17 protein-coding genes are annotated in these 19,900 nt (G+C 55.8%); 3 read left to right on the forward strand and 14 right to left on the reverse strand.

Translation table 11 applies throughout. From position 1 onward, the window contains the following. Nucleotides 1-82: 82 nt before the first annotated feature. From ACVCAM_RS15925 to guaB, 3 genes are all read right to left on the reverse strand, one after another. On the reverse strand, nucleotides 83-1,273 hold the full coding sequence (locus tag ACVCAM_RS15925; RefSeq protein WP_028120223.1) for a tyrosine-type recombinase/integrase: 1,191 nt from the start codon (nucleotides 1,271-1,273) through the stop codon (nucleotides 83-85). A gap of 307 nt (nucleotides 1,274-1,580) precedes the next feature. Then, nucleotides 1,581-3,158 (reverse strand): glutamine-hydrolyzing GMP synthase, encoded by a 1,578-nt coding sequence (guaA, locus tag ACVCAM_RS15930; protein WP_025912810.1) that lies wholly within the window; start codon nucleotides 3,156-3,158, stop codon nucleotides 1,581-1,583. Between the two features lie 67 nt (nucleotides 3,159-3,225). Beyond that, entirely contained in the window at nucleotides 3,226-4,692 is a 1,467-nt protein-coding gene (guaB, locus tag ACVCAM_RS15935; protein WP_008502128.1) for an IMP dehydrogenase, read from the reverse strand. A 158-nt stretch (nucleotides 4,693-4,850) separates the two neighbouring features. Between guaB and xseA the strand changes: the two genes are divergently transcribed. From xseA to ACVCAM_RS15950, 3 genes are read left to right on the forward strand one after another with little or no spacing between them, the layout of a single operon-like run. After that, nucleotides 4,851-6,224: an exodeoxyribonuclease VII large subunit gene (gene xseA, locus ACVCAM_RS15940; RefSeq protein WP_025912811.1), complete on the forward strand. Its 1,374-nt coding sequence runs from the start codon at nucleotides 4,851-4,853 to the stop codon at nucleotides 6,222-6,224. 58 nt (nucleotides 6,225-6,282) lie between these two features. After that, nucleotides 6,283-7,302, forward strand: coding sequence for a M4 family metallopeptidase (locus ACVCAM_RS15945; protein ID WP_025912812.1), 1,020 nt, complete (start codon nucleotides 6,283-6,285; stop codon nucleotides 7,300-7,302). Further along, on the forward strand, nucleotides 7,303-7,653 hold the full coding sequence (locus tag ACVCAM_RS15950) for a protealysin inhibitor emfourin (RefSeq protein ID WP_025912813.1): 351 nt from the start codon (nucleotides 7,303-7,305) through the stop codon (nucleotides 7,651-7,653). Here the strand turns inward: ACVCAM_RS15950 and ACVCAM_RS15955 are convergent. The 11 genes from ACVCAM_RS15955 to ndk all read right to left on the reverse strand — a co-directional run bounded on the left by ACVCAM_RS15955 (nucleotide 7,650) and on the right by ndk (nucleotide 19,846). After that, on the reverse strand, nucleotides 7,650-7,871 hold the full coding sequence (locus ACVCAM_RS15955; RefSeq protein WP_025912814.1) for a zinc ribbon domain-containing protein: 222 nt from the start codon (nucleotides 7,869-7,871) through the stop codon (nucleotides 7,650-7,652). The two genes, ACVCAM_RS15950 and ACVCAM_RS15955, sit on opposite strands and share 4 nt — an antisense overlap. A gap of 50 nt (nucleotides 7,872-7,921) precedes the next feature. Then, on the reverse strand, nucleotides 7,922-8,956 hold the full coding sequence (locus ACVCAM_RS15960) for an oxidoreductase (protein WP_407223584.1): 1,035 nt from the start codon (nucleotides 8,954-8,956) through the stop codon (nucleotides 7,922-7,924). 58 nt (nucleotides 8,957-9,014) lie between these two features. Then, a complete protein-coding gene (locus ACVCAM_RS15965) occupies nucleotides 9,015-10,559 on the reverse strand; it encodes a peptide MFS transporter (RefSeq protein ID WP_008502133.1) in 1,545 nt (514 codons plus the stop codon). Between the two features lie 299 nt (nucleotides 10,560-10,858). After that, nucleotides 10,859-12,334, reverse strand: coding sequence for a ribosome biogenesis GTPase Der (der, locus tag ACVCAM_RS15970; RefSeq protein WP_447093626.1), 1,476 nt, complete (start codon nucleotides 12,332-12,334; stop codon nucleotides 10,859-10,861). A gap of 112 nt (nucleotides 12,335-12,446) precedes the next feature. Beyond that, entirely contained in the window at nucleotides 12,447-13,625 is a 1,179-nt protein-coding gene (gene bamB / locus ACVCAM_RS15975) for an outer membrane protein assembly factor BamB (protein ID WP_008502135.1), read from the reverse strand. Between the two features lie 10 nt (nucleotides 13,626-13,635). Then, a complete protein-coding gene (locus tag ACVCAM_RS15980) occupies nucleotides 13,636-14,256 on the reverse strand; it encodes a YfgM family protein (protein ID WP_008502136.1) in 621 nt (206 codons plus the stop codon). A gap of 13 nt (nucleotides 14,257-14,269) precedes the next feature. Then, complete coding sequence (gene hisS, locus ACVCAM_RS15985) at nucleotides 14,270-15,544, reverse strand: histidine--tRNA ligase (RefSeq protein ID WP_025912817.1); 1,275 nt, start codon at nucleotides 15,542-15,544, stop codon at nucleotides 14,270-14,272. A gap of 80 nt (nucleotides 15,545-15,624) precedes the next feature. Then, nucleotides 15,625-16,743, reverse strand: coding sequence for a flavodoxin-dependent (E)-4-hydroxy-3-methylbut-2-enyl-diphosphate synthase (gene ispG, locus ACVCAM_RS15990; RefSeq protein WP_023308814.1), 1,119 nt, complete (start codon nucleotides 16,741-16,743; stop codon nucleotides 15,625-15,627). A gap of 26 nt (nucleotides 16,744-16,769) precedes the next feature. Then, nucleotides 16,770-17,786 carry a cytoskeleton protein RodZ gene (gene rodZ, locus ACVCAM_RS15995; protein WP_407223586.1) on the reverse strand — a complete coding sequence of 339 codons (1,017 nt, stop codon included), beginning with the start codon at nucleotides 17,784-17,786 and terminating at the stop codon, nucleotides 16,770-16,772. Between the two features lie 292 nt (nucleotides 17,787-18,078). Continuing rightward, nucleotides 18,079-19,245, reverse strand: coding sequence for a bifunctional tRNA (adenosine(37)-C2)-methyltransferase TrmG/ribosomal RNA large subunit methyltransferase RlmN (locus tag ACVCAM_RS16000; protein WP_014171168.1), 1,167 nt, complete (start codon nucleotides 19,243-19,245; stop codon nucleotides 18,079-18,081). A gap of 169 nt (nucleotides 19,246-19,414) precedes the next feature. Continuing rightward, nucleotides 19,415-19,846, reverse strand: a complete 432-nt coding sequence (gene ndk / locus ACVCAM_RS16005) for a nucleoside-diphosphate kinase (RefSeq protein WP_003860625.1) — start codon at nucleotides 19,844-19,846, stop codon at nucleotides 19,415-19,417. Nucleotides 19,847-19,900: the final 54 nt, after the last annotated feature.

Genomic DNA, 19,900 nt, shown 5'->3' on the forward strand with positions numbered 1-19,900 from the left:
AGATTCAGTAAATTTTAGCGGCTAAAATTGCTCTCCTGGCGTAGATAAAAGAAGTATATCCACTTAAATTACTGATTATTAACTACTTACTAGTCCATTCATCAATCATATTCGCCCAATCTTGTAGCATCTCGGCCCTCTGCTCACGATATTCAGCCTTGTTATAAACAGCTCGTACCCCCTTTTGTTCATGGGCAAGGCACTTCTCAATCCAGTCAGTATTGTACCCGGCCTCATGTAGCAAGGTGCTGGCAGTACGCCGTAAGTCATGGGGACCAAACTTAGGTAACAAGTCCCCTTCTTTCTGAGCCAGACGATACGTCAGTGTCAAAACCCGGTTTAAAGTAGCGCTACTCATTGGCGCATCGGAATCGTACCGCGAAGGAAGGATAAAATCAGAGCTACCGGCAAAGGTTTTGAGAGCAATCATAATATCCATTGCCTGTCTGGAAAGAAAAACCAAATGTGGATTACGTCGTTTCATCCTCTCCTTTGGTATCGTCCATAATGCCTCACTAAAATTGATCTCGTTCCAGGTTGCGTTAGTAAGCTCACTTTTACGTACCATCGTTAACAGCAAAAGTTTAACCGCTGCTCTGATTGATGGCGTCGTTCCTACCCGTTCCATGTACCGATACATCAGACCAATTTCAACTGGCGTCAATGCCCTGTCACGAGGCTCAAATTTCGCTATGCTTGCAGGCCGTACCAGATCAGCGGGATTCTCAACCTTCTGACCGCGCTCAATAGCCCAGCGATAGACTTGCAATACAATCTCTCTGGCGTGCACAGCTGTCGCCGGTGCCCCTCTCTCGACAATGTTATCGGTTAATGCGCGTAAGTCTTCATGTGTAATCTCGGTCAATTTCTGCTGCGCAAATTTTGACTTCAACTCCCTTTGATATACCGAACGCCGCATATCACGCGTCGATTCAGCCATTTGATAACCGCGTAACCATTTCTCAGCCCATGCACCAAAAGTCTCCGCATCTTTGATACGAGCTTTATCTCTGGCTTTTTCCCTCGCTGGCGATCTTCCACTGGCAACCATTTTTTTAGCTTCATTGAGCCGTTCACGCGCTTCTGCAAGCGTGATCCCTCCAACACCATAGCGGCCAAAAGTAACGGTCTCCTGTCTTCCGTTTATTGAATAGTTATAACGAAATGAAATAGTTCCAGCCGGAGTGACCGCAACATACAGACCATCACGGTCATTAACTTTATAGAGTTTCTCCTTCGGCTTAAGGTGACGCAGCCTGGTGTCAGTCAACATGTTTTATTGTTTTCCTTTATCAAAAATACCATGTTGTAAAAAATTCAGAAAACTTGTTTAACTCTCTGTTTTTAATTGAGTTATAAAAAAATAAATACCATAACTCAACCGAAATTTATCACATGGTACTTTTTCAAACCTGAATTCGAAACCAGAGAGTACCATCAAAAATTCCATTGAAAAAACCGTGCTTCCCGTTGCTAACAGCTGCCAGAAAGTGCCAGATACAAAAACAAAAAAGCCCGCAGTTACGCGGGCTTAGAGGTACTTTACTGCTTTTACGTGCAGGCTGTTGCCAGACGTTAAATCATTCCCACTCAATCGTAGCCGGTGGCTTACCGCTGATGTCATACACCACGCGGGAAATACCGTTCACTTCGTTGATGATGCGGTTAGACACACGTCCCAGGAAGTCATACGGCAGGTGCGCCCAGTGCGCGGTCATAAAGTCGATGGTTTCTACCGCACGCAGGGAAACAACCCAGTCGTACTTACGGCCATCGCCCATCACGCCAACGGAGCGAACCGGCAGGAACACGGTGAACGCCTGGCTTACCTTGTTGTACAGGTCAGCTTTGTGCAGCTCTTCGATGAAGATCGCGTCCGCACGACGCAGCAGGTCGCAGTACTCTTTCTTCACTTCACCCAGCACGCGCACGCCCAGACCCGGGCCCGGGAACGGGTGACGGTAGAGCATGTCGTACGGCAGACCCAGTTCCAGACCGATCTTACGCACTTCGTCTTTGAACAGCTCGCGCAGCGGTTCAACCAGGCCCATCTTCATCTCTTTCGGCAGGCCGCCCACGTTGTGGTGAGATTTGATGACGTGTGCTTTACCGGTTGCGGAGGCCGCAGACTCGATCACGTCAGGGTAGATGGTACCCTGCGCCAGCCACTTCACGTCGTCCAGCTTCAGCGCTTCTTCGTCGAACACTTCAACGAACACGCGGCCGATGATCTTACGTTTCGCTTCCGGATCGTTCTCGCCTTTCAGCGCGTCCAGGAAGCGCTGCTCGCCTTCCACGTGAACGATGTTCAGACCGAAGTGGTCGCCGAACATGTCCATGACCTGCTTCGCTTCGTTCAGACGCAGCAGACCGTTGTCCACGAAGACGCAGGTCAGGTTTTTGCCGATGGCACGGTGCAGCAGCATCGCGGTGACGGAGGAGTCCACGCCGCCGGAGAGGCCGAGGATCACTTTGTCATCGCCAACCTGCTGGCGGATACGCTCAACGGCGTCGTCGATGATTTTTGCCGGGGTCCACAGGGCTTCACACTGGCAGATGTCACGCACGAAGCGCTCCAGCATGCGCATACCCTGACGGGTATGGGTCACTTCCGGGTGGAACTGCACGCCGTAGAAACGTTTTTCTTCGTTCGCCATGATGGCAAACGGGCAGCTCTCGGTGCTGGCAACGGTCACGAAGTCAGACGGGATAGCGGTGACTTTGTCGCCGTGGCTCATCCACACGTCCAGCAGCGGTTTGCCGTCTGCGGTCAGGGAGTCTTCGATACCGCGCACCAGCGCGCTGTCGTTAACCACTTCAACCTGCGCATAGCCGAACTCGCGCTCGCTGGAGCCTTCTACGTGGCCGCCCAGCTGCATTGCCATGGTCTGCATACCGTAGCAAACCCCGAATACCGGCACGCCAGCTTCGAATACGTACTGCGGCGCGCGCGGGCTGTTTTCTTCGGTGGTGCTTTCCGGGCCGCCGGACAGGATGATGCCGCTTGGATTGAATTCGCGAATCTGTGCTTCCGTGACATCCCACGCCCACAGTTCACAGTAAACGCCCAGTTCACGCACGCGACGCGCCACCAGCTGAGTGTACTGAGAACCAAAGTCCAGGATGAGAATGCGATGTTTATGAATGTTTTCCGTCATTGACGCTAATTCCGAGGCAAGTGAAACAAAAACAGAGCGCCCGGCAGAAGCCGGGCGCGGAAATTAATCAGGAGCCCAGACGGTAGTTCGGGGACTCTTTGGTGATCGTCACGTCGTGAACGTGGCTCTCCTGGATACCCGCACCGCTGATGCGTACGAATTCCGCTTTAGTACGCAGCAGGTCAATGGTACCACAGCCGGTCAGACCCATACAGGAGCGCAGGCCGCCCATCTGCTGGTGGATGATCTCTTTCAGACGGCCTTTATAGGCAACGCGACCTTCGATACCTTCCGGCACCAGTTTGTCAGCGGCGTTATCGGTCTGGAAGTAACGGTCAGAGGAACCTTTGGACATCGCGCCCAGTGAGCCCATACCGCGGTAAGATTTGTAAGAACGGCCCTGGTAGAGTTCGATTTCACCCGGGGATTCTTCGGTACCGGCCAGCATGGAGCCTACCATCACCGCCGCTGCGCCCGCAGCGATCGCTTTCGCGATGTCGCCAGAGAAGCGGATACCGCCGTCAGCAATAACCGGAATACCGGTGCCTTCCAGCGCTTCAACCGCGTCAGACACCGCGGTGATCTGCGGAACGCCCACGCCGGTCACGATGCGCGTGGTACAGATAGAGCCAGGGCCGATACCCACTTTCACCGCGCTGCAGCCAGCGTCAGCCAGCGCGCGAGCGCCTGCGCCAGTGGCTACGTTACCGCCGATGATCTGCAGGTCAGGGTATTTGGCACGGGTATCACGGATACGCTGCAGAACGCCTTCAGAGTGGCCGTGAGAGGAGTCAATCAGCAGGACGTCAACGCCCGCGGCAACCAGCGCGTCAACGCGCTCTTCGTTACCGGCACCTGCGCCAACCGCAGCGCCAACGCGCAGACGGCCATGCTCGTCTTTACAGGCGTTAGGCTTACGTTCTGCTTTCTGGAAATCTTTAACGGTGATCATGCCGCGCAGGTGGAAGTTGCTGTCAACAACCAGCGCTTTTTCAACGCGTTTTTCGTGCATTTTTGCCAGCACCACGTCGCGGGTTTCACCTTCGCGAACGGTAACCAGACGCTCTTTTGGCGTCATGTACACGCTGACAGGCTGGTTCAGGTCAGTCACGAAACGCACGTCACGACCGGTGATGATGCCCACCAGTTCGTTCTCTTCGGTCACCACCGGGTAACCGGCGAAGCCGTTACGCTCGGTCAGGGCTTTCACTTCGTGCAGGGTGGTGGTTGGCAGAACGGTCTGTGGATCGGACACGATGCCGGATTCATGTTTCTTCACGCGGCGAACTTCTTCCGCCTGACGTTCGATAGACATGTTTTTGTGAATAAAGCCAATGCCACCTTCCTGTGCCAGGGCAATTGCCAGGCGCGCTTCAGTCACGGTGTCCATTGCCGCAGAGAGCATAGGAATGTTCAGGCGAATGGTTTTCGTCAACTGCGTGCTGAGATCGGCAGTATTCGGCAGAACGGTGGAATGAGCGGGAACGAGGAGGACGTCGTCAAACGTCAGTGCTTCTTTAGCGATACGTAGCATGGGCAATATCTCTGACCTGGGTGGTTAAATATTGCCGTGGCATTATACAGAGCGTAACCGATTGCATCTACACTTTTTTATAAAAAAGCTTGCGATTGCCTCTCAGCAGGTTACTATCGACTGAATAACTTGCTGATTTAGAATTTGATCCCGCTCACATGTTATCCTCTCAATCCCCCTCAATTTATACCGTCAGCCGCCTTAATCAGACGGTGCGTTTGCTGCTTGAGCAGGAAATGGGGCAGGTCTGGATCAGCGGTGAGATATCTAACTTCACGCAGCCCTCCTCCGGACACTGGTATTTTACCTTAAAAGACGACACCGCCCAGGTGCGCTGCGCGATGTTCCGCAACAGCAACCGCCGCGTGACGTTCCGTCCACAGCACGGCCAGCAGGTTCTGGTGCGCGCCAATATCACCCTCTATGAGCCGCGCGGTGATTATCAGATTATCGTCGAGAGCATGCAGCCTGCGGGCGAAGGTCTGCTGCAGCAGAAGTATGAACAGTTAAAGACTAAGCTCTCGGAAGAGGGACTTTTCGACCAGCAGTTCAAAAAGCCGCTGCCCTCCCCTGCCCACTGCGTGGGGGTCATCACCTCGAAAACCGGTGCGGCACTGCACGATATTTTGCACGTCCTGAAGCGTCGCGACCCTTCCCTGCCCGTCATCATCTACCCGACCGCCGTGCAGGGTGACGATGCGCCGGGCCAAATTGTGCGCGCCATTGAGTTGGCGAACGCGCGTCAGGAGTGCGACGTCTTAATCGTCGGACGCGGCGGCGGCTCGCTGGAAGACTTGTGGAGCTTTAACGACGAGCGCGTGGCGCGGGCAATCTTTGCCAGCCTTATCCCCGTGGTGAGCGCCGTCGGCCACGAAACGGACGTGACGATCGCCGATTTTGTCGCGGATCTCCGCGCGCCGACGCCGTCCGCGGCGGCGGAAGTGGTCAGCCGCAACCAGCTGGAGCTGCTGCGTCAGATCCAGAGCGGCCAGCAGCGTCTGGAGATGGCGATGGACTACTACCTCGCCAACCGGACCCGGCGCTTTACCCAGCTTCATCACCGTCTACAGCAGCAGCACCCGCAGCTGCGCCTGGCGCGTCAGCAGACCGTACTGGAGCGCCTGCGCCAGCGCATGAACGTGGCGATGGACACCCAGATCAAGCGCGCGGTGTCGCGCCAGCAGCGCGTGACGCAGCGTCTGAACCAGCAGAACCCGCAGCCGAAAATTTATCGTGCGCAAACGCGGATTCAGCAGCTTGAGTACCGTCTGGCGGAAACTCTCCGCGCGCGACTGAGCGCCACCCGCGAACGCTTTGGCAATGCGGTGACCCACCTTGAAGCGGTCAGCCCTCTCTCCACGCTGGCGCGCGGCTATAGCGTGACGACGGCAACGGACGGCAAGGTGCTGAAGCAAACCAAACAGGTGAATACCGGCGACGTGCTGACGACGCGTCTGTCAGACGGCTGGGTAGAAAGCGAAGTGAAATCAATTAAACCGGTGAAAAAGACGCGTCAGCGTAAAACCGGATAATTCTTCGCCGGTTACTTACTATACTGCTGCTATTCCCTTTTTTAATAAGGAGAGCAGCATGCCCCATCTTCATAGCGTTATTCCCCCGTATATTCTTCGTCGTATTATCGAAAGCGGTTCCGAACCGCAGCAGCGCTGTGCCCGCCAGACCTTAACCCACGTCCAGACGCTGATGGCCCATATGCCGGGCAAACCCGCCGCGCCGCACGTGAATAAAGCCGGACAGCTGGAGCGTGATATCTACGACGCGAAGCAGACCCAGGAGCTGCCGGGTACGCAGGTGCGTTATGAAGGTCAGCCGTCGAACGGCGATGTGGCGGTAGACGAAGCGTACGAGTATTTGGGTATTACCCATGATTTCTTCTGGAAGGAATATCAGCGCGATTCGCTCGATAACAAAGGGCTTATTTTAACCGGCACCGTTCACTACGGTCGGGAATATCAGAACGCCTTCTGGAACGGTCAGCAGATGGTATTTGGCGACGGCGACGGGGAAATATTTAACCGCTTTACCATCGCCATAGACGTCGTGGCGCATGAGCTGAGCCACGGCGTGACCGAGACCGAAGCCGGGCTTATCTACTTTGAGCAGTCCGGCGCGCTGAACGAGTCGCTGTCGGACGTTTTTGGCTCGCTGGTGAAGCAGTACCATCTGAAGCAAACCGCCGATAAAGCAGACTGGCTGATTGGTGAAGGGCTGCTGGCAAAAGGCATCAACGGCAAAGGGCTGCGCTCGATGTCTGAACCGGGCACCGCCTACAACGATCCGCTGCTCGGCAAAGACCCGCAGCCTGCACACATGAAGGATTTCATCAAAACGCGTGAGGATAACGGCGGCGTGCACCTGAACTCCGGCATCCCCAACCGGGCATTTTATCTGGCCGCGACGGCGATCGGCGGTTACGCCTGGGAAAAAGCGGGTTATGCCTGGTACGACACGGTTTGCGATCGCAATCTGGCGCAGGATGCGGATTTTGAGGCCTTCGCAAAACTGACGGTAGCACACGGAGAGAAACGCTCCGGCGGCGACGTTGGGGCGGCCATAAAACAAGCCTGGGAACAGGTGGGAGTGTTGTAAATGCAGGTTCCGGAACTGACGGATGACGCCGTGGTTGAGGTGGCCCGGGAAGGCGGCGTCGCTTATATTCCCAAGCTGAGCGGCCAGCGCACCATCGCGCTCTCCTCGCTCAATGAGGCCCAGCGCCAGCGCCTGGTCAGCATCCTGGAGCAGGCCTTTCCGCGCGGTCAGCCGCCGGGGCAGGCCTCGTCACCCGGCAGCGGCGACCAGCGCTATTTCCGCATCCAGATTATCTGGACCGGGCAAAATCAGGCGCACTACGCCGATATCATCGTGCTGGTGCCGGAGCAGGAAGCTCCCGAGTCGCTAGTCGAGCTGTGGCAGAAAGGCGAAGGCTGCGTGTGCGATTAACCTTCGGCCCGAACAAACTCCACGCGTTTTTTGGAGATAAGGCCGTGGCCGTTCTGGCAGAAGTAGTCCACCGCCCCGCAGGCTTTTAAGACCTGGAGTGGCTGATGGCACTCCGGGCAGCGGGCTTCAAGCGCAATATCCTTATTACAGCTCTCGCAATGCGCCACCCCGTTCTGGGGCTCAAGCGGTGCCTGGCAATCCGGGCAGGTAATCGTCATGGTGACTCCTTAAAAGCATTCTGGTCTGCAATAATTTTACCACGTCGCGGTCAGTGCGGGCCACGTAGCTGTTGCTGCAAGGTCAGCAGCAGCTCAACTTCCTCGATTCGGCGACGCGTCGTGCGGCTCACCTCGTGCGGATCCCGTTCAAAAAGACTGTTGGTGCCCAGAATGTGCCCGGCAAGACAGTGCTCGTAGAGTGTCCCGGGAATATGCCAGCGCTGAATGTTCTGACCCTCAATCAGCTCAAGCACATCCTCCGCGCCGCGCCGGTCGTGGCTAATGATGCGCCCGTCGCGCAACCAGAGCCGTAATCCTTTTTGCCCGCCCGCGGGTCCCGCGTATTTGTTAAGCCAGATATCCACCGGCACGCCGCTGATGCGGCCCTGAAGATGCGCCTCGCCCTCCGCCGTGGTCAGGTCTCCTTTTGCGATAGCGCGGCCCAGGCGGTCTTTAGCCGTGACCACCTGCAACGTCATCTCATCACTTCCGCCCAGATAACGCACCGTTTCGCGCAGCATCGCCAGCACGTGCGTACCGATATCCAGGATTACGCCGTCCGGGTGGCGAAGCGTACGCGCGTCCGGCTCGCCGGTAGCAAAGTTAAGCGCGATGGGTTCCCCTGCGGCGTTAACTCCGCTCGGCTCCTGCAAAAAGCCGTCGATTTTGACGATGTCAGAGACGCTGCCAACCAGTGACCGCTTTACCGTTTCGATGCGCGCCATCCAGTGATCGAGCGCCAGCACGCGGGAAGCAGCGTCGGGGTTTGCCAGCAGCGCGTTGAGCTTTTCGATTTGGGGAAGCGTGGCGACGATCGGTTTTTCAATCACAATCCGCGGAACGGCCGAGGCTATGGCCTGTTCCAGCACCTCGAGGTGGTGCAGCGATGCGGTGGTAATAAAGAGAGTATCAAGCGGTACGGCGAGAAGGTCCGTAAACGAAGCGCAGCGCGTGACGCCTTCAGGCTGCCTGGTGGGGAGAACATCAAATCCAAAACAATGAACAGTGTGACCAAAAAGGCGACGTAAGGCGGGCAGATTCGCGGTTTCCACGACCGCACCAAGACCGACAAATCCTAACTGCATAGTTTCACCTCAGGGAATCGATGCCGGGGCATAACGCCTGCCCCGGCAAGCCCGAGGTTTATGAGGCGTTAGCAGCCGGTTTAGTCTGCGCATTTTCCAGCATGCGACGTACCGGAACAATGAGGACGATCAGTACCGCGGCACAAATCAGCAGCGCGACGGAGCAGCGCGCAAAGAGATCCGGCAGCATATCCAGCTGGTCGGCCTTCACGTGGCCGCCAATCAGACCCGCCGCCAGGTTACCCAGCGCGCTCGCACAGAACCACAGCCCCATCATCTGGCCGCGCATTCTCTCCGGCGCCAGCAGCGTCATGGTCGCCAGGCCAATCGGGCTGAGACACAGCTCGCCGAGCGTCAGCATCAGGATACTGCCCACCAGCCAGAACGGCGATACGCCCGCCCCACCGCTGCTCAGCACGTTCTGTGCCGCCAGCATCATCAGGCCAAAGCCCGCTGCGGCACACAGGATACCGATAACAAACTTGGTGATGCTGCTCGGACGAATGTTCATGCTCGCCAGCTTCGGCCACGCCCAGCTGAACACCGGTGCCAGCAGGATGATGAACAGGGCGTTGATTGACTGGAACCACACCGCCGGGATTTCGAAATCGCCGATCATGCGGTTAGTGTAGTCGTTGGCAAACAGGTTGAACGAGGTTGGCTTCTGCTCGAACGCGGACCAGAAGAACGCCGCGGAGATCAGCAGAATAAAGCAGACCAGCAGTCTGGCGCGCTCTTTACGGTTCAGTCCTGCAAAAACAAACAGATAAATAAAGTAGAGGGCAACGGATGCCGCAATCACGTAGACCAGCACGCTGGCTACCGCGACCGGGTTAATCACAATCACACCCTGCGCAATCAGCGTCACGATCGTTGCCACGCCTGCCGCCAGCGCCAGCAGCCAGGCGCCCACGCCGTTACGCTTCACCACCGGGCTGTTCCAGGTGGAGTCGAGGCCGACTTCGCCGTCATAGCGTTTCATTGCCGGAACGGCAAACACGCGGAAGATAATCAGCGCCACCAGCATCCCGATACCGCCAATACCAAAGCCCCAGTGCCAGCCGTGGGTTTTGATCAGCCAGCCGGAAATCAGCGGGGCAATGAACGAGCCCATGTTGATGCCCATATAGAACAGCGAGAAACCGCCGTCACGGCGCGCGTCGCCTTTTTTATACAGGGTACCGACCATTACCGAGATACAGGTCTTAAACAGCCCGGAGCCAAGCACGATGAACATCAGGCCGATAAAGAACAGGTTATTGCCCATGATGGCCGAGAGCGCAATCGACAGGTGACCGAGCGCAATCAGGATCGAACCGTACCAGACGGCTCTCTGCTGGCCGAGCCAGTTATCCGCCAGCCAGCCGCCCGGCAGCGCGGCCAGGTACATGGTACCGGCAAAGATACCGACAATCGCCGAGGCGTTTTCACGCGCCAGGCCCATCCCGCCGTCATAGACGGTGGCGGCCATAAACAGGATCAGTAACGGACGAATGCCGTAAAACGAGAAACGCTCCCACATCTCGGTGAAGAACAGGGAACCGAGCGGATACGGATGGCCGAAGAACGTTCGGCTTTCTTTTTGATTAACAGAGGATTGCATAATTCTCCCGAAAGGTATGTCGTCGTGCTTGTAAACACCAGCATGTACGCCGGCCAGTTACGTATCTGGCCGATTTTTTACATGCGGCGAAAAGTTGGTTAACCATTTGATAACCAGGCGCTAGTTTTGTCTAGTACCGGACCCTGGACTTTAAGATGAAAATTCGACGATTGTCTACTTTCTTAGATTTAAACTTGGTTAAAAGTGAATAGTGATTGACTTCACACAGAGAAAACCGGCGGTATGAATGGGCAAAAAAAGCCCGCGATAGTCGCGGGCTTTCGTGCGTTCAGCAAAGCTTATTTGCTTTTCTTAATGTGCTTAATCAGACGTTTACGCTTGCGCATCTGGTTCGGCGTCAGGGTGTTGCGCTTGTTGGCGAACGGGTTTTCCCCTTCCTTGAACTGGATACGGATAGGCGTGCCCATCACGTCCAGCGATTTACGGAAGTAGTTCATCAGATAGCGCTTGTAGGAATCCGGCAGGTCTTTCACCTGGTTGCCGTGGATCACCACAATTGGCGGGTTATAACCACCGGCGTGGGAGTATTTCAGCTTCACGCGACGGCCGCGCACCAGCGGCGGCTGATGGTCTTCCGCAGCCATATTCATGATACGGGTCAGCATGGCGGTGCTCTGACGACGGGTGGAGCTGTCGTACGCTTCGCGCACGGATTCGAACAGGTTACCCACGCCGCTGCCGTGCAGCGCAGAGATGAAGTGTACGCGAGCAAAGTCGATAAAGCCCAGACGGAAGTCGAGGGTCTCTTTCACCTGCTCACGCACTTCATTGCTCAGGCCATCCCATTTGTTGACCACGATAACCAGTGAGCGCCCACTATTGAGGATAAAGCCGAGCAGAGAGAGGTCCTGATCGGAGATCCCTTCGCGCGCGTCGATAACCAGCAGCACAACGTTGGCATCTTCAATCGCCTGCAGGGTTTTGATAACGGAGAATTTTTCCACCACATCGGTGATTTTCCCACGCTTACGCACCCCGGCGGTGTCGATGAGGACATACTCACGCTCATCGCGCTGCATCGGGATGTAGATACTGTCGCGGGTGGTGCCCGGCATATCGTAAACGACCACGCGATCCTCACCCAGAATACGGTTAGTAAGTGTAGACTTACCTACGTTTGGACGGCCTACGATGGCCAGCTTGATCGGCAGATCCTGCGGGTTGAAGTCGTCTTCAGGCTCTTCTTCTTCGCCCGCTTCGCCGTCTTCAAACTGCGCCCAGTATTCCGCGTCTTCGTTCACCTCTTCCGGCGGGTTCACTTCGTCAACCCACGGCAGCAGAACGGTTTCCAGCAGGCTGGTGACGCCACGGCCATGCGATGCTGCGATAGGGTAGATCTCACCCAGACCCAGTGACCAGAAATCTGCGATGGCCTGATCGGCATCGATGCCGTCGGTTTTGTTCGCCACCAGGAAGGTTGGCTTTTCGCGTGAACGCAGGTGTTTAGCGATAGCGGAGTCCGCCGGCATCAGGCCAGCGCGCGCGTCCACCATGAACAGCACCACGTCCGCTTCTTCAATCGCCAGCAGCGACTGTTCCGCCATGCGGGTTTCCACGCCGTCTTCTGTGCCGTCAATACCACCGGTATCAATACAGATGAACTCGCGTCCTTCCACCTCTGCACGACCGTACTTACGGTCACGCGTCAGCCCCGGGAAATCCGCAACCAGCGCATCACGGGTGCGTGTTAAACGGTTAAAAAGAGTGGATTTTCCAACGTTAGGGCGCCCGACAAGCGCGACCACAGGTACCATGTTTGAAGCCTCATAAAATTCAAAATAACGTCGCTTTCGCGGCGTTTTTAAAAATGTCAAAACGGCTCCTGAGTGAACAGGAGCCGTTTAGTATACTACAACCGCCGGGTAATTAACGCGTGATCGCGTACAGCGTGCCGTCTTTTGCCTGAATCAGCAGTTTGCCGTCGGCCACGACCGGGTCGGTCAGGAAACCAGAGCTGTCGACTTTTTGCTGTGCAACAAAGCGGCCATTATCCGGATCGATCCAGTGCATATACCCTTCGCTGTCGCCCACAACCAGGCTACCGTTGTACAGCGCTGGCGCAGTCAGCAGACGGTGCAGCAGATCGCTTTGCGTCCACAGCGTCACGCCGCCTTCGGTGCTCAGGGCCAGCAGACGGTCGTTCTGGTCAACCATATAGATACGGTTACCTTCAACGATGAAATCATTCACCGAGCCCAGCTCACGTTTCCACATGATCTGGCCGCTGCGCAGATCCAGCGCGGTCAGGTTGCCGTTGTAGGCCAGCGCGTAAACCACACCGTTAACGATGACCGGCGTTGTGTCCACGTCGCTCAGACGGTCAATTTCCGTTGAGCCAGTGGCCTGAGAGATACGCTGCTGCCAGATCATCTGGCCCTGCTGCATCAGCACGGCGCTTACGCGACCGTTGTCGCCGCCGACAATGGCAGCACCAAATGCGGTAGCCGGGGCAGATTCGCCACGCAGAGAGAGCGCAGGCATATCCAGGTTAACGGTCCATTTCACCAGGCCGTCCGCTTCGTTCAGCGCCTGCAGCTGGCCGTTGCTGGTATGAATCAGCACCAGGCCATCGCTCACCACCGGACGAGAGAGGGATTCACCCGCCACGGTCGTTTGCCAGGCAATGGAACCGTCGCTGCTGTTCAGGGCATACACCTGCGCTTTTTCGCTGCCCACGTAGACGTGGCCACCGGCAACGGTCAGGCCGCCAGACAGCAGTGCAGGCTTACGGGAGAACCAGCCGTCTTTTTCCGCCAGGTTAACGGACCACACTTCTTTTCCGTCATCCGCGTTCACCGCTTTTACGGTACCTTTGCGATCGGCCGCATAGACAACGCTGTCTGCATACGCAGGATGAAGGTTGGAATAGAAATCACCAATCCCATTGCCCACGGAGACATCCCACGCGGTGGATGGGGTAAACTGGTTTTCAACCGTCGGCAGTGGGGACATTTTCACAACGTCTTCTTCGCCACTGAACAGTGAACAACCACTCAATAACGTAACAGAAAGCAGTCCTGGCAGAAGTAATTTACGCAATTGCATCGGGTCCCTCTCAGACGGACAAATTATTTATTTTCATCTGCATCATTTCGCTCAGCGCAGGTGAGGCATTGCTCTCTACGCCAGCTTGCCACGCTTTACGCGCGCCCGCTTTGTCACCTTTGCTCAGCAGTGCTTCACCGCGCAGATCGGCAACGATGGCAGCAAAACCTTCGCCTTTGATGGTATCGAGCGTTTTCAGCGCATCGTCAGCTTTTTTCTGCTGAACCTGAATACGTGCCAGGCGCAGATTGATCACCGCTTTCAGATTTTCATCACTGGCGGCAGCAAGGCCCTGAGACAGCTGAGCAACGGCTTTATCCAGTTCGTTCTTATCAACGTACTGCTGAGCCACTTCCAGCGCAGCCAGTGCACCGTAGGTGTTTTTGTTGTCAGCCGCAAATTTTTCTGCCGCCGTCAGCGTTTGCGGCTGATCGGCACGAATTGCGCTCACGGTATTTTCATAGGACAGGGACGCGCCGCGCGCGGAATCCGCCTGATGATTGTTCCAGTAACGCCAGCCTACCAGCGCACCGACACCTAAAATAACCCCAACAACCAGCGCTTTGCCGTTTTCAGCAAAGAAGCGTTTAATCGCGTCGACCTGATCGTGTTCGTTCTCGTAAATTTCCACGCAGTCCTTCTCCTTAGCCCAATAGAGTGCGCAAGTGCGCCGCAACGCCGTCCTGCGTTACCGTTGTCTGCTCACCAGAGCGCAGGTCTTTCACCACCACTTCGCCGTTAGCCACTTCGGACTCACCCAGCACCAGTGCGATACTTGCGCCCCACTTATCGGCACGAGCAAACTGTTTTTTGAAGTTGCCGCCGCCATGGTTGGTCATCAGCTTAACGCCCGGCAGCGCATCGCGCATGCGTTCGGCAAGCTGCATTGCCGCAGACTGCGTTTCCGCGCCTGAGGCCACCAGGTATATATCGACAACAGAATCTGCTTTAAATTCCGGATTAACTGCCTGAACCAGCAAAACAAGTCGCTCAAGACCCATCGCGAAGCCAACCGCAGGCGCAGCGCGACCGCCAAGTTGCTCTACCAGACCGTCATAACGGCCGCCCGCGCACACGGTGCCCTGAGAGCCGAGGCTGGTGGTCACCCACTCAAACACGGTACGGTTGTAGTAGTCCAGACCGCGCACCAGGCGCTGGTTTACGGTGTAGGCGATGCCAGCCGCTTCAAGCAGCTTGCACAAGCCCGCGAAGTGTTCGCGAGATTCTTCATCCAGGTAATCACCCAGCGCAGGCGCATCGTTCAGCAGTGCCTGAACATCGGCGTTTTTGGAATCCAGAACGCGCAGCGGGTTGCTGTACATGCGACGTTTGCAGTCTTCGTCCAGTTTCTCTTTATGCTGTTCCAGGAACGCCACCAGCGCATCGCGGTAGTTCGCACGCGCTTCCAGAGAACCGATAGAGTTCAGCTCGAGGGAAACGTGATCGGCGATACCGAGCGCACGCCACCAGCGGGCGGTCAGCATAATCAGTTCAGCGTCGATGTCCGGGCCCTGCAGACCAAAGACTTCCACACCCAGCTGATTGAACTGGCGATAACGACCTTTCTGAGGACGTTCGTGGCGGAACATCGGGCCGATATACCACAGGCGCTGCTCCTGATTGTACAGAAGACCATGTTCGATGCCGGCGCGTACGCAGCCCGCCGTACCTTCCGGACGCAGGGTCAGGCTGTCGCCGTTGCGGTCCTCAAAGGTGTACATCTCTTTTTCAACCACGTCGGTCACTTCACCGATCGCGCGTTTGAATAACGGGGTCTGCTCTACAATCGGCAAACGGATTTCGCTGTAACCGTAGCTGCCGAGCACCTGCTTCAGTGTGCCTTCAATGCGCTGCCAGATGGCGGTTTCGCCAGGCAGATAATCGTTCATGCCGCGGATGGCTTGAATGTTTTTTGCCACGTTTATTCTCTTTCTATATACAAAAAAAACCCAAAGAATGGGTTCAATCATACATGGGAAGCGGCACGCTTCCCATCACGTTATTTTTCAACCTGCTGAACGCTGATACGCTGTGTTTCGTCCATCATGGCGGCTTTGGCGCGGATGCGGGCTTCAAGCTGGTCGATCATGTCGCTATTATCCAGACGATCTTTACGAACGCCATCTTCATAGAGACCACTTTTCTTGTTACCGCCGGTTACGCCCAGAGTTGACACCAGCGCTTCACCCGGACCGTTTACCACACAGCCGATGATGGAGACGTCCATCGGGGTGATAATGTCTTCCAGACGTTGCTCAAGGGCATTCACCGTCCCGATCACATCGAACTCCTGACGTGAACAGGTTGGGCAGGCAATGAAGTTGATCCCACGCGCGCGAATACGCAGTGATTTCAGAATATCGAAACCAACCTTGATCTCTTCGACCGGATCGGCCGCCAGCGAGACGCGCAGGGTGTCACCGATCCCTTCAGAGAGCAGCAGCCCCAGACCGATCGCGGATTTTACCGAGCCGCTACGCAGGCCGCCCGCTTCGGTGATCCCGAGGTGCAGAGGCTGATCGATCTGCTTTGCCAGCAGGCGATAAGATTCTACGGCCAGGAACACGTCGGACGCTTTTACGCTGACTTTGAACTGATCGAAGTTAAGGCGATCGAGATGATCGACGTGACGCATCGCGGATTCGAGCAGCGCCTGCGGCGTAGGCTCACCGTATTTTTCCTGCAGATCTTTTTCCAGGGAACCGGCGTTAACGCCGATACGGATAGGAATATTTTTATCGCGAGCGCAGTCCACGACCATGCGGATACGCTCTTCGTTACCGATGTTGCCCGGGTTAATACGCAGGCAATCGACACCGTATTCGGCCACTTTCAGTGCGATGCGGTAGTCGAAGTGAATATCCGCCACCAGCGGAACGCTGACCTGCTGTTTGATCAGTTTGAACGCCTCAGCCGCATCCATGGTCGGGACGGAGACGCGAACAATGTCCGCGCCGACACGTTCTAATGCTTTGATTTGATTGACCGTCGCTTCCACATCGGTGGTGCGCGTATTGGTCATCGACTGAACGGCGATAGGTGCCCCATCGCCGATTGGCACATTCCCAACGTAAATCCGTTTCGATTTTCTACGTTGAATCGGAGCCTGGTTATGCATGAAAAATCTCCCGCGTTGCCCGTCTGTTACTGTGCTGCTGATTGTTCGGCATTAACGGTAAGACGTGCAACCTGGTTAGTTCTGATAAAGCGGCTCAGGTCGACAGGTTTTCCTTGATACTGGATCTGTACCGCTGACGGAGCGCCGATTTTAAGTTTATAAGGCGCCTGGCCCGTTAGGTTTAACGTGCCATCTTTGCGCTGCAGGCCGCTGAACAGTTTTTTACCTGTCGCGTCAGTCACTTCCAGCCAGCAGTCGGCGCTGAAGTTCATTACCAGCGCGTTAGGATCGGCTGCGGGTGTCGCCGTACCCGCCGGGCTGGTTGGCAGAGACGCTGCGGTATTGTCTGCAGGCTGAGTAGCCGCAGGCGCGTTCGCCGCAGTATCAACATTCGCCTGAGAAGGGGCAACCACCGCGTTTTGATCCTGAGCCTGAGGCGCAGCGGTGTTAGCCGTTGCTGCCGGAGCCTGCGCAGCATTGGTCGCTGTCGCATCTGGCGCTGCGGTCTGTGGCTCGCTGGAAGTCGCTGCACCGTCGGTATTCAGCGGCACGCTCTGGGCGTTATCCGCTCCGGCCTGGTTGAGTTCGGCGGAGGATTGATCGGCCATAGTGGTGATCTCTTCCTGCTGCGCCTTGTGGTTTTGCCACCACCACGCACCGGTCAGACCGACCACCACAAACAGCACCAGCCAGGTAAAGCTCATCAGCCAGCCATCACGTTTTTTACGACGTTTCCCCAGGGAGAAGGTCTGCATCGGCGCAACTTTTGCTGCACGGACCGGCGCCTGCTTCTCCATCATTGGCAGTAATTCGTTTTCGGGGATGTGCACCAGTTTTGCGTAAGAGCGGATATAACCGCGCAAGAACGTTGAAGCCAGATCGGCGGGTGCCTTATCTTCTTCAATATCGCGAACCGTGGAAACCTTCAGGCACAAGCGTTCTGCGACGGCTTGCTGGCTGAGTCCGAGTTGTTCACGGGCGTTGCGAAGACGAACGCCAGTGGAGAGTGCTTCATGTTGGTCGTGAGTGGCTTCAGTATTCATTCGCTACAACTACTGGTACGTGAAAAAAAGGGTTCAGGCGCCGGTGAGTCACAATGCCACCCGCACCGCGAAACTTCTGGTCAGTTAACCTTGAACACAGAGTATAAGACTGTCAGCCCGGAGATGACAGTACAGCCCTGCCCGTACGGCTAAACTGTTGTTACGTCGTTACATACTGCCCGAAAGTCGGATGAAACGCACCGTAATTATTGATCAGTCTTCACGAATCTGACTGATTATTCAGTAAGGTTATGTCTCACGGCGCAGATAATGCGCCGTGAGTGCATAATAATCAAACAGCTTTAACCGCGATCGTCTCGCCCTGCATGCGTTTACGCAGGGTACGCTTGGTACGGTCAATAACATCACCAGCCAGCTGTCCACATGCGGCATCAATATCATCACCACGCGTTTTACGCACGATGGTGGTGAAACCATACTCCATCAGCACCTTGGAGAAACGGTCGATACGGCTGTTCGAGCTACGGCCATACGGCGCGCCCGGGAACGGGTTCCACGGGATCAGGTTGATTTTACATGGCGTATCTTTCAGCAGTTCAGCCAGCTGATGCGCATGTTCGGTACCGTCGTTGACGTGGTCCAGCATCACGTACTCGATAGTGACGCGACCCTGGTTGGCGTTGGATTTCTCCAGATAGCGACGTACGGCAGCGAGGAAGGTTTCGATATTGTACTTTTTGTTGATTGGCACAATTTCGTCACGAATTTCATCGTTTGGCGCGTGCAGGGAGATCGCCAGCGCGACGTCAATCATATCGCCGAGCTTGTCCAGCGCAGGCACAACGCCTGAGGTCGACAGCGTGACGCGACGCTTGGACAGACCAAAGCCGAAGTCATCCAGCATGATTTCCATCGCCGGAACGACGTTGGTCAGGTTCAGCAGCGGCTCACCCATCCCCATCATCACCACGTTGGTGATTGGGCGAGTGCCGGTCACTTTTGCCGCGCCGACGATTTTCGCAGCACGCCAGACCTGGCCGATAATTTCTGAAACACGCAGGTTACGGTTAAAGCCTTGCTGCGCGGTTGAGCAGAATTTGCACTCCAGCGCACAGCCAACCTGGGAGGAGACACACAGCGTCGCGCGGTCTTCTTCCGGAATGTAGACGGTTTCAACGCGCTGATCGCCCACCGCAATCGCCCATTTGATGGTGCCATCTGCGGAGCGCTGCTCTTCCACCACTTCCGGGGCGCGGATTTCAGCCACTTCTTTGAGCTTATTGCGCAGGACCTTGTTGATGTCAGTCATGTCATCAAAATTGTCGCTGCAGTAATGGTACATCCACTTCATGACCTGATCGGCACGAAATGGCTTTTCGCCCATCTCTTTGAAGAACTCGCGCATCTGCTGACGGTTCAGATCCAGCAGGTTGATTTTTCCATTTTTATTGGGAACCGCAGGAATGGCGACTTCGGAGGTATTCACTAATTCAGACATAATATTTACCGGCCTCGTTGTTACACGTTATGGCCCATGGAGGGTTGAATAGAAACGCCCCGGAAAGCGGTCTGCTCGTCCGGGGCGTTGCATTGTACAAAGTCTGGCGCAGGGATGCCACGTCTGGACGCGGCATTTACGAAAATAATGTGTAAACGAAACCGTTAAATTAACGGGTACGTGGACACACTTCGCCTTCTGCGAAGAAGAAAGCGATTTCGCGTGCAGCAGATTCAACAGAGTCAGAACCGTGGGTACCGTTCTCGGTGAAGCTGTCAGCGTAGTCAGCGCGCAGAGTACCTGCCAGCGCGTTGTCCGGGTTGGTTGCGCCCAGCAGGTCGCGGTGACGCTGTACGGCGTTTTCGCCTTCCAGTACGGATACCACGATTGGACCGGAGGTCATGAACTCAACCAGGCCGTCAAAGAATGGGCGACCTTCGTGCTCAGCGTAGAAGCCGCGCGCCTGCTCAACGGTCAGGTGCAGCATTTTGGTACCAACAATTTTGAACCCTGCAGATTCAAAGCGAGCGAAGATGCTGCCAATAACGTTTTTTGCCACCGCGTTTGGTTTGATGATGGAAAAAGTACGTTCAATAGCCATGATAACCTCTGTCAATGTTCTGTTGTTTTGCATACCTGAGTATGGTGTGGCGCG

Source organism: Enterobacter sp. CFEC122 (assembly GCF_052983755.1).

Coding starts and splice junctions, on each gene's coding strand:
- ACVCAM_RS15925 (WP_028120223.1), bottom strand. CDS start 1,273: ATGTTGACTGACACCAGGCTGCGTCACCTTAAGCCGAAGGAGAAACTC.
- guaA (WP_025912810.1), bottom strand. CDS start 3,158: ATGACGGAAAACATTCATAAACATCGCATTCTCATCCTGGACTTTGGT.
- guaB (WP_008502128.1), bottom strand. CDS start 4,692: ATGCTACGTATCGCTAAAGAAGCACTGACGTTTGACGACGTCCTCCTC.
- xseA (WP_025912811.1), top strand. CDS start 4,851: ATGTTATCCTCTCAATCCCCCTCAATTTATACCGTCAGCCGCCTTAAT.
- ACVCAM_RS15945 (WP_025912812.1), top strand. CDS start 6,283: ATGCCCCATCTTCATAGCGTTATTCCCCCGTATATTCTTCGTCGTATT.
- ACVCAM_RS15950 (WP_025912813.1), top strand. CDS start 7,303: ATGCAGGTTCCGGAACTGACGGATGACGCCGTGGTTGAGGTGGCCCGG.
- ACVCAM_RS15955 (WP_025912814.1), bottom strand. CDS start 7,871: ATGACGATTACCTGCCCGGATTGCCAGGCACCGCTTGAGCCCCAGAAC.
- ACVCAM_RS15960 (WP_407223584.1), bottom strand. CDS start 8,956: ATGCAGTTAGGATTTGTCGGTCTTGGTGCGGTCGTGGAAACCGCGAAT.
- ACVCAM_RS15965 (WP_008502133.1), bottom strand. CDS start 10,559: ATGCAATCCTCTGTTAATCAAAAAGAAAGCCGAACGTTCTTCGGCCAT.
- der (WP_447093626.1), bottom strand. CDS start 12,334: ATGGTACCTGTGGTCGCGCTTGTCGGGCGCCCTAACGTTGGAAAATCC.
- bamB (WP_008502135.1), bottom strand. CDS start 13,625: ATGCAATTGCGTAAATTACTTCTGCCAGGACTGCTTTCTGTTACGTTA.
- ispG (WP_023308814.1), bottom strand. CDS start 16,743: ATGCATAACCAGGCTCCGATTCAACGTAGAAAATCGAAACGGATTTAC.
- rodZ (WP_407223586.1), bottom strand. CDS start 17,786: ATGAATACTGAAGCCACTCACGACCAACATGAAGCACTCTCCACTGGC.
- ACVCAM_RS16000 (WP_014171168.1), bottom strand. CDS start 19,245: ATGTCTGAATTAGTGAATACCTCCGAAGTCGCCATTCCTGCGGTTCCC.
- ndk (WP_003860625.1), bottom strand. CDS start 19,846: ATGGCTATTGAACGTACTTTTTCCATCATCAAACCAAACGCGGTGGCA.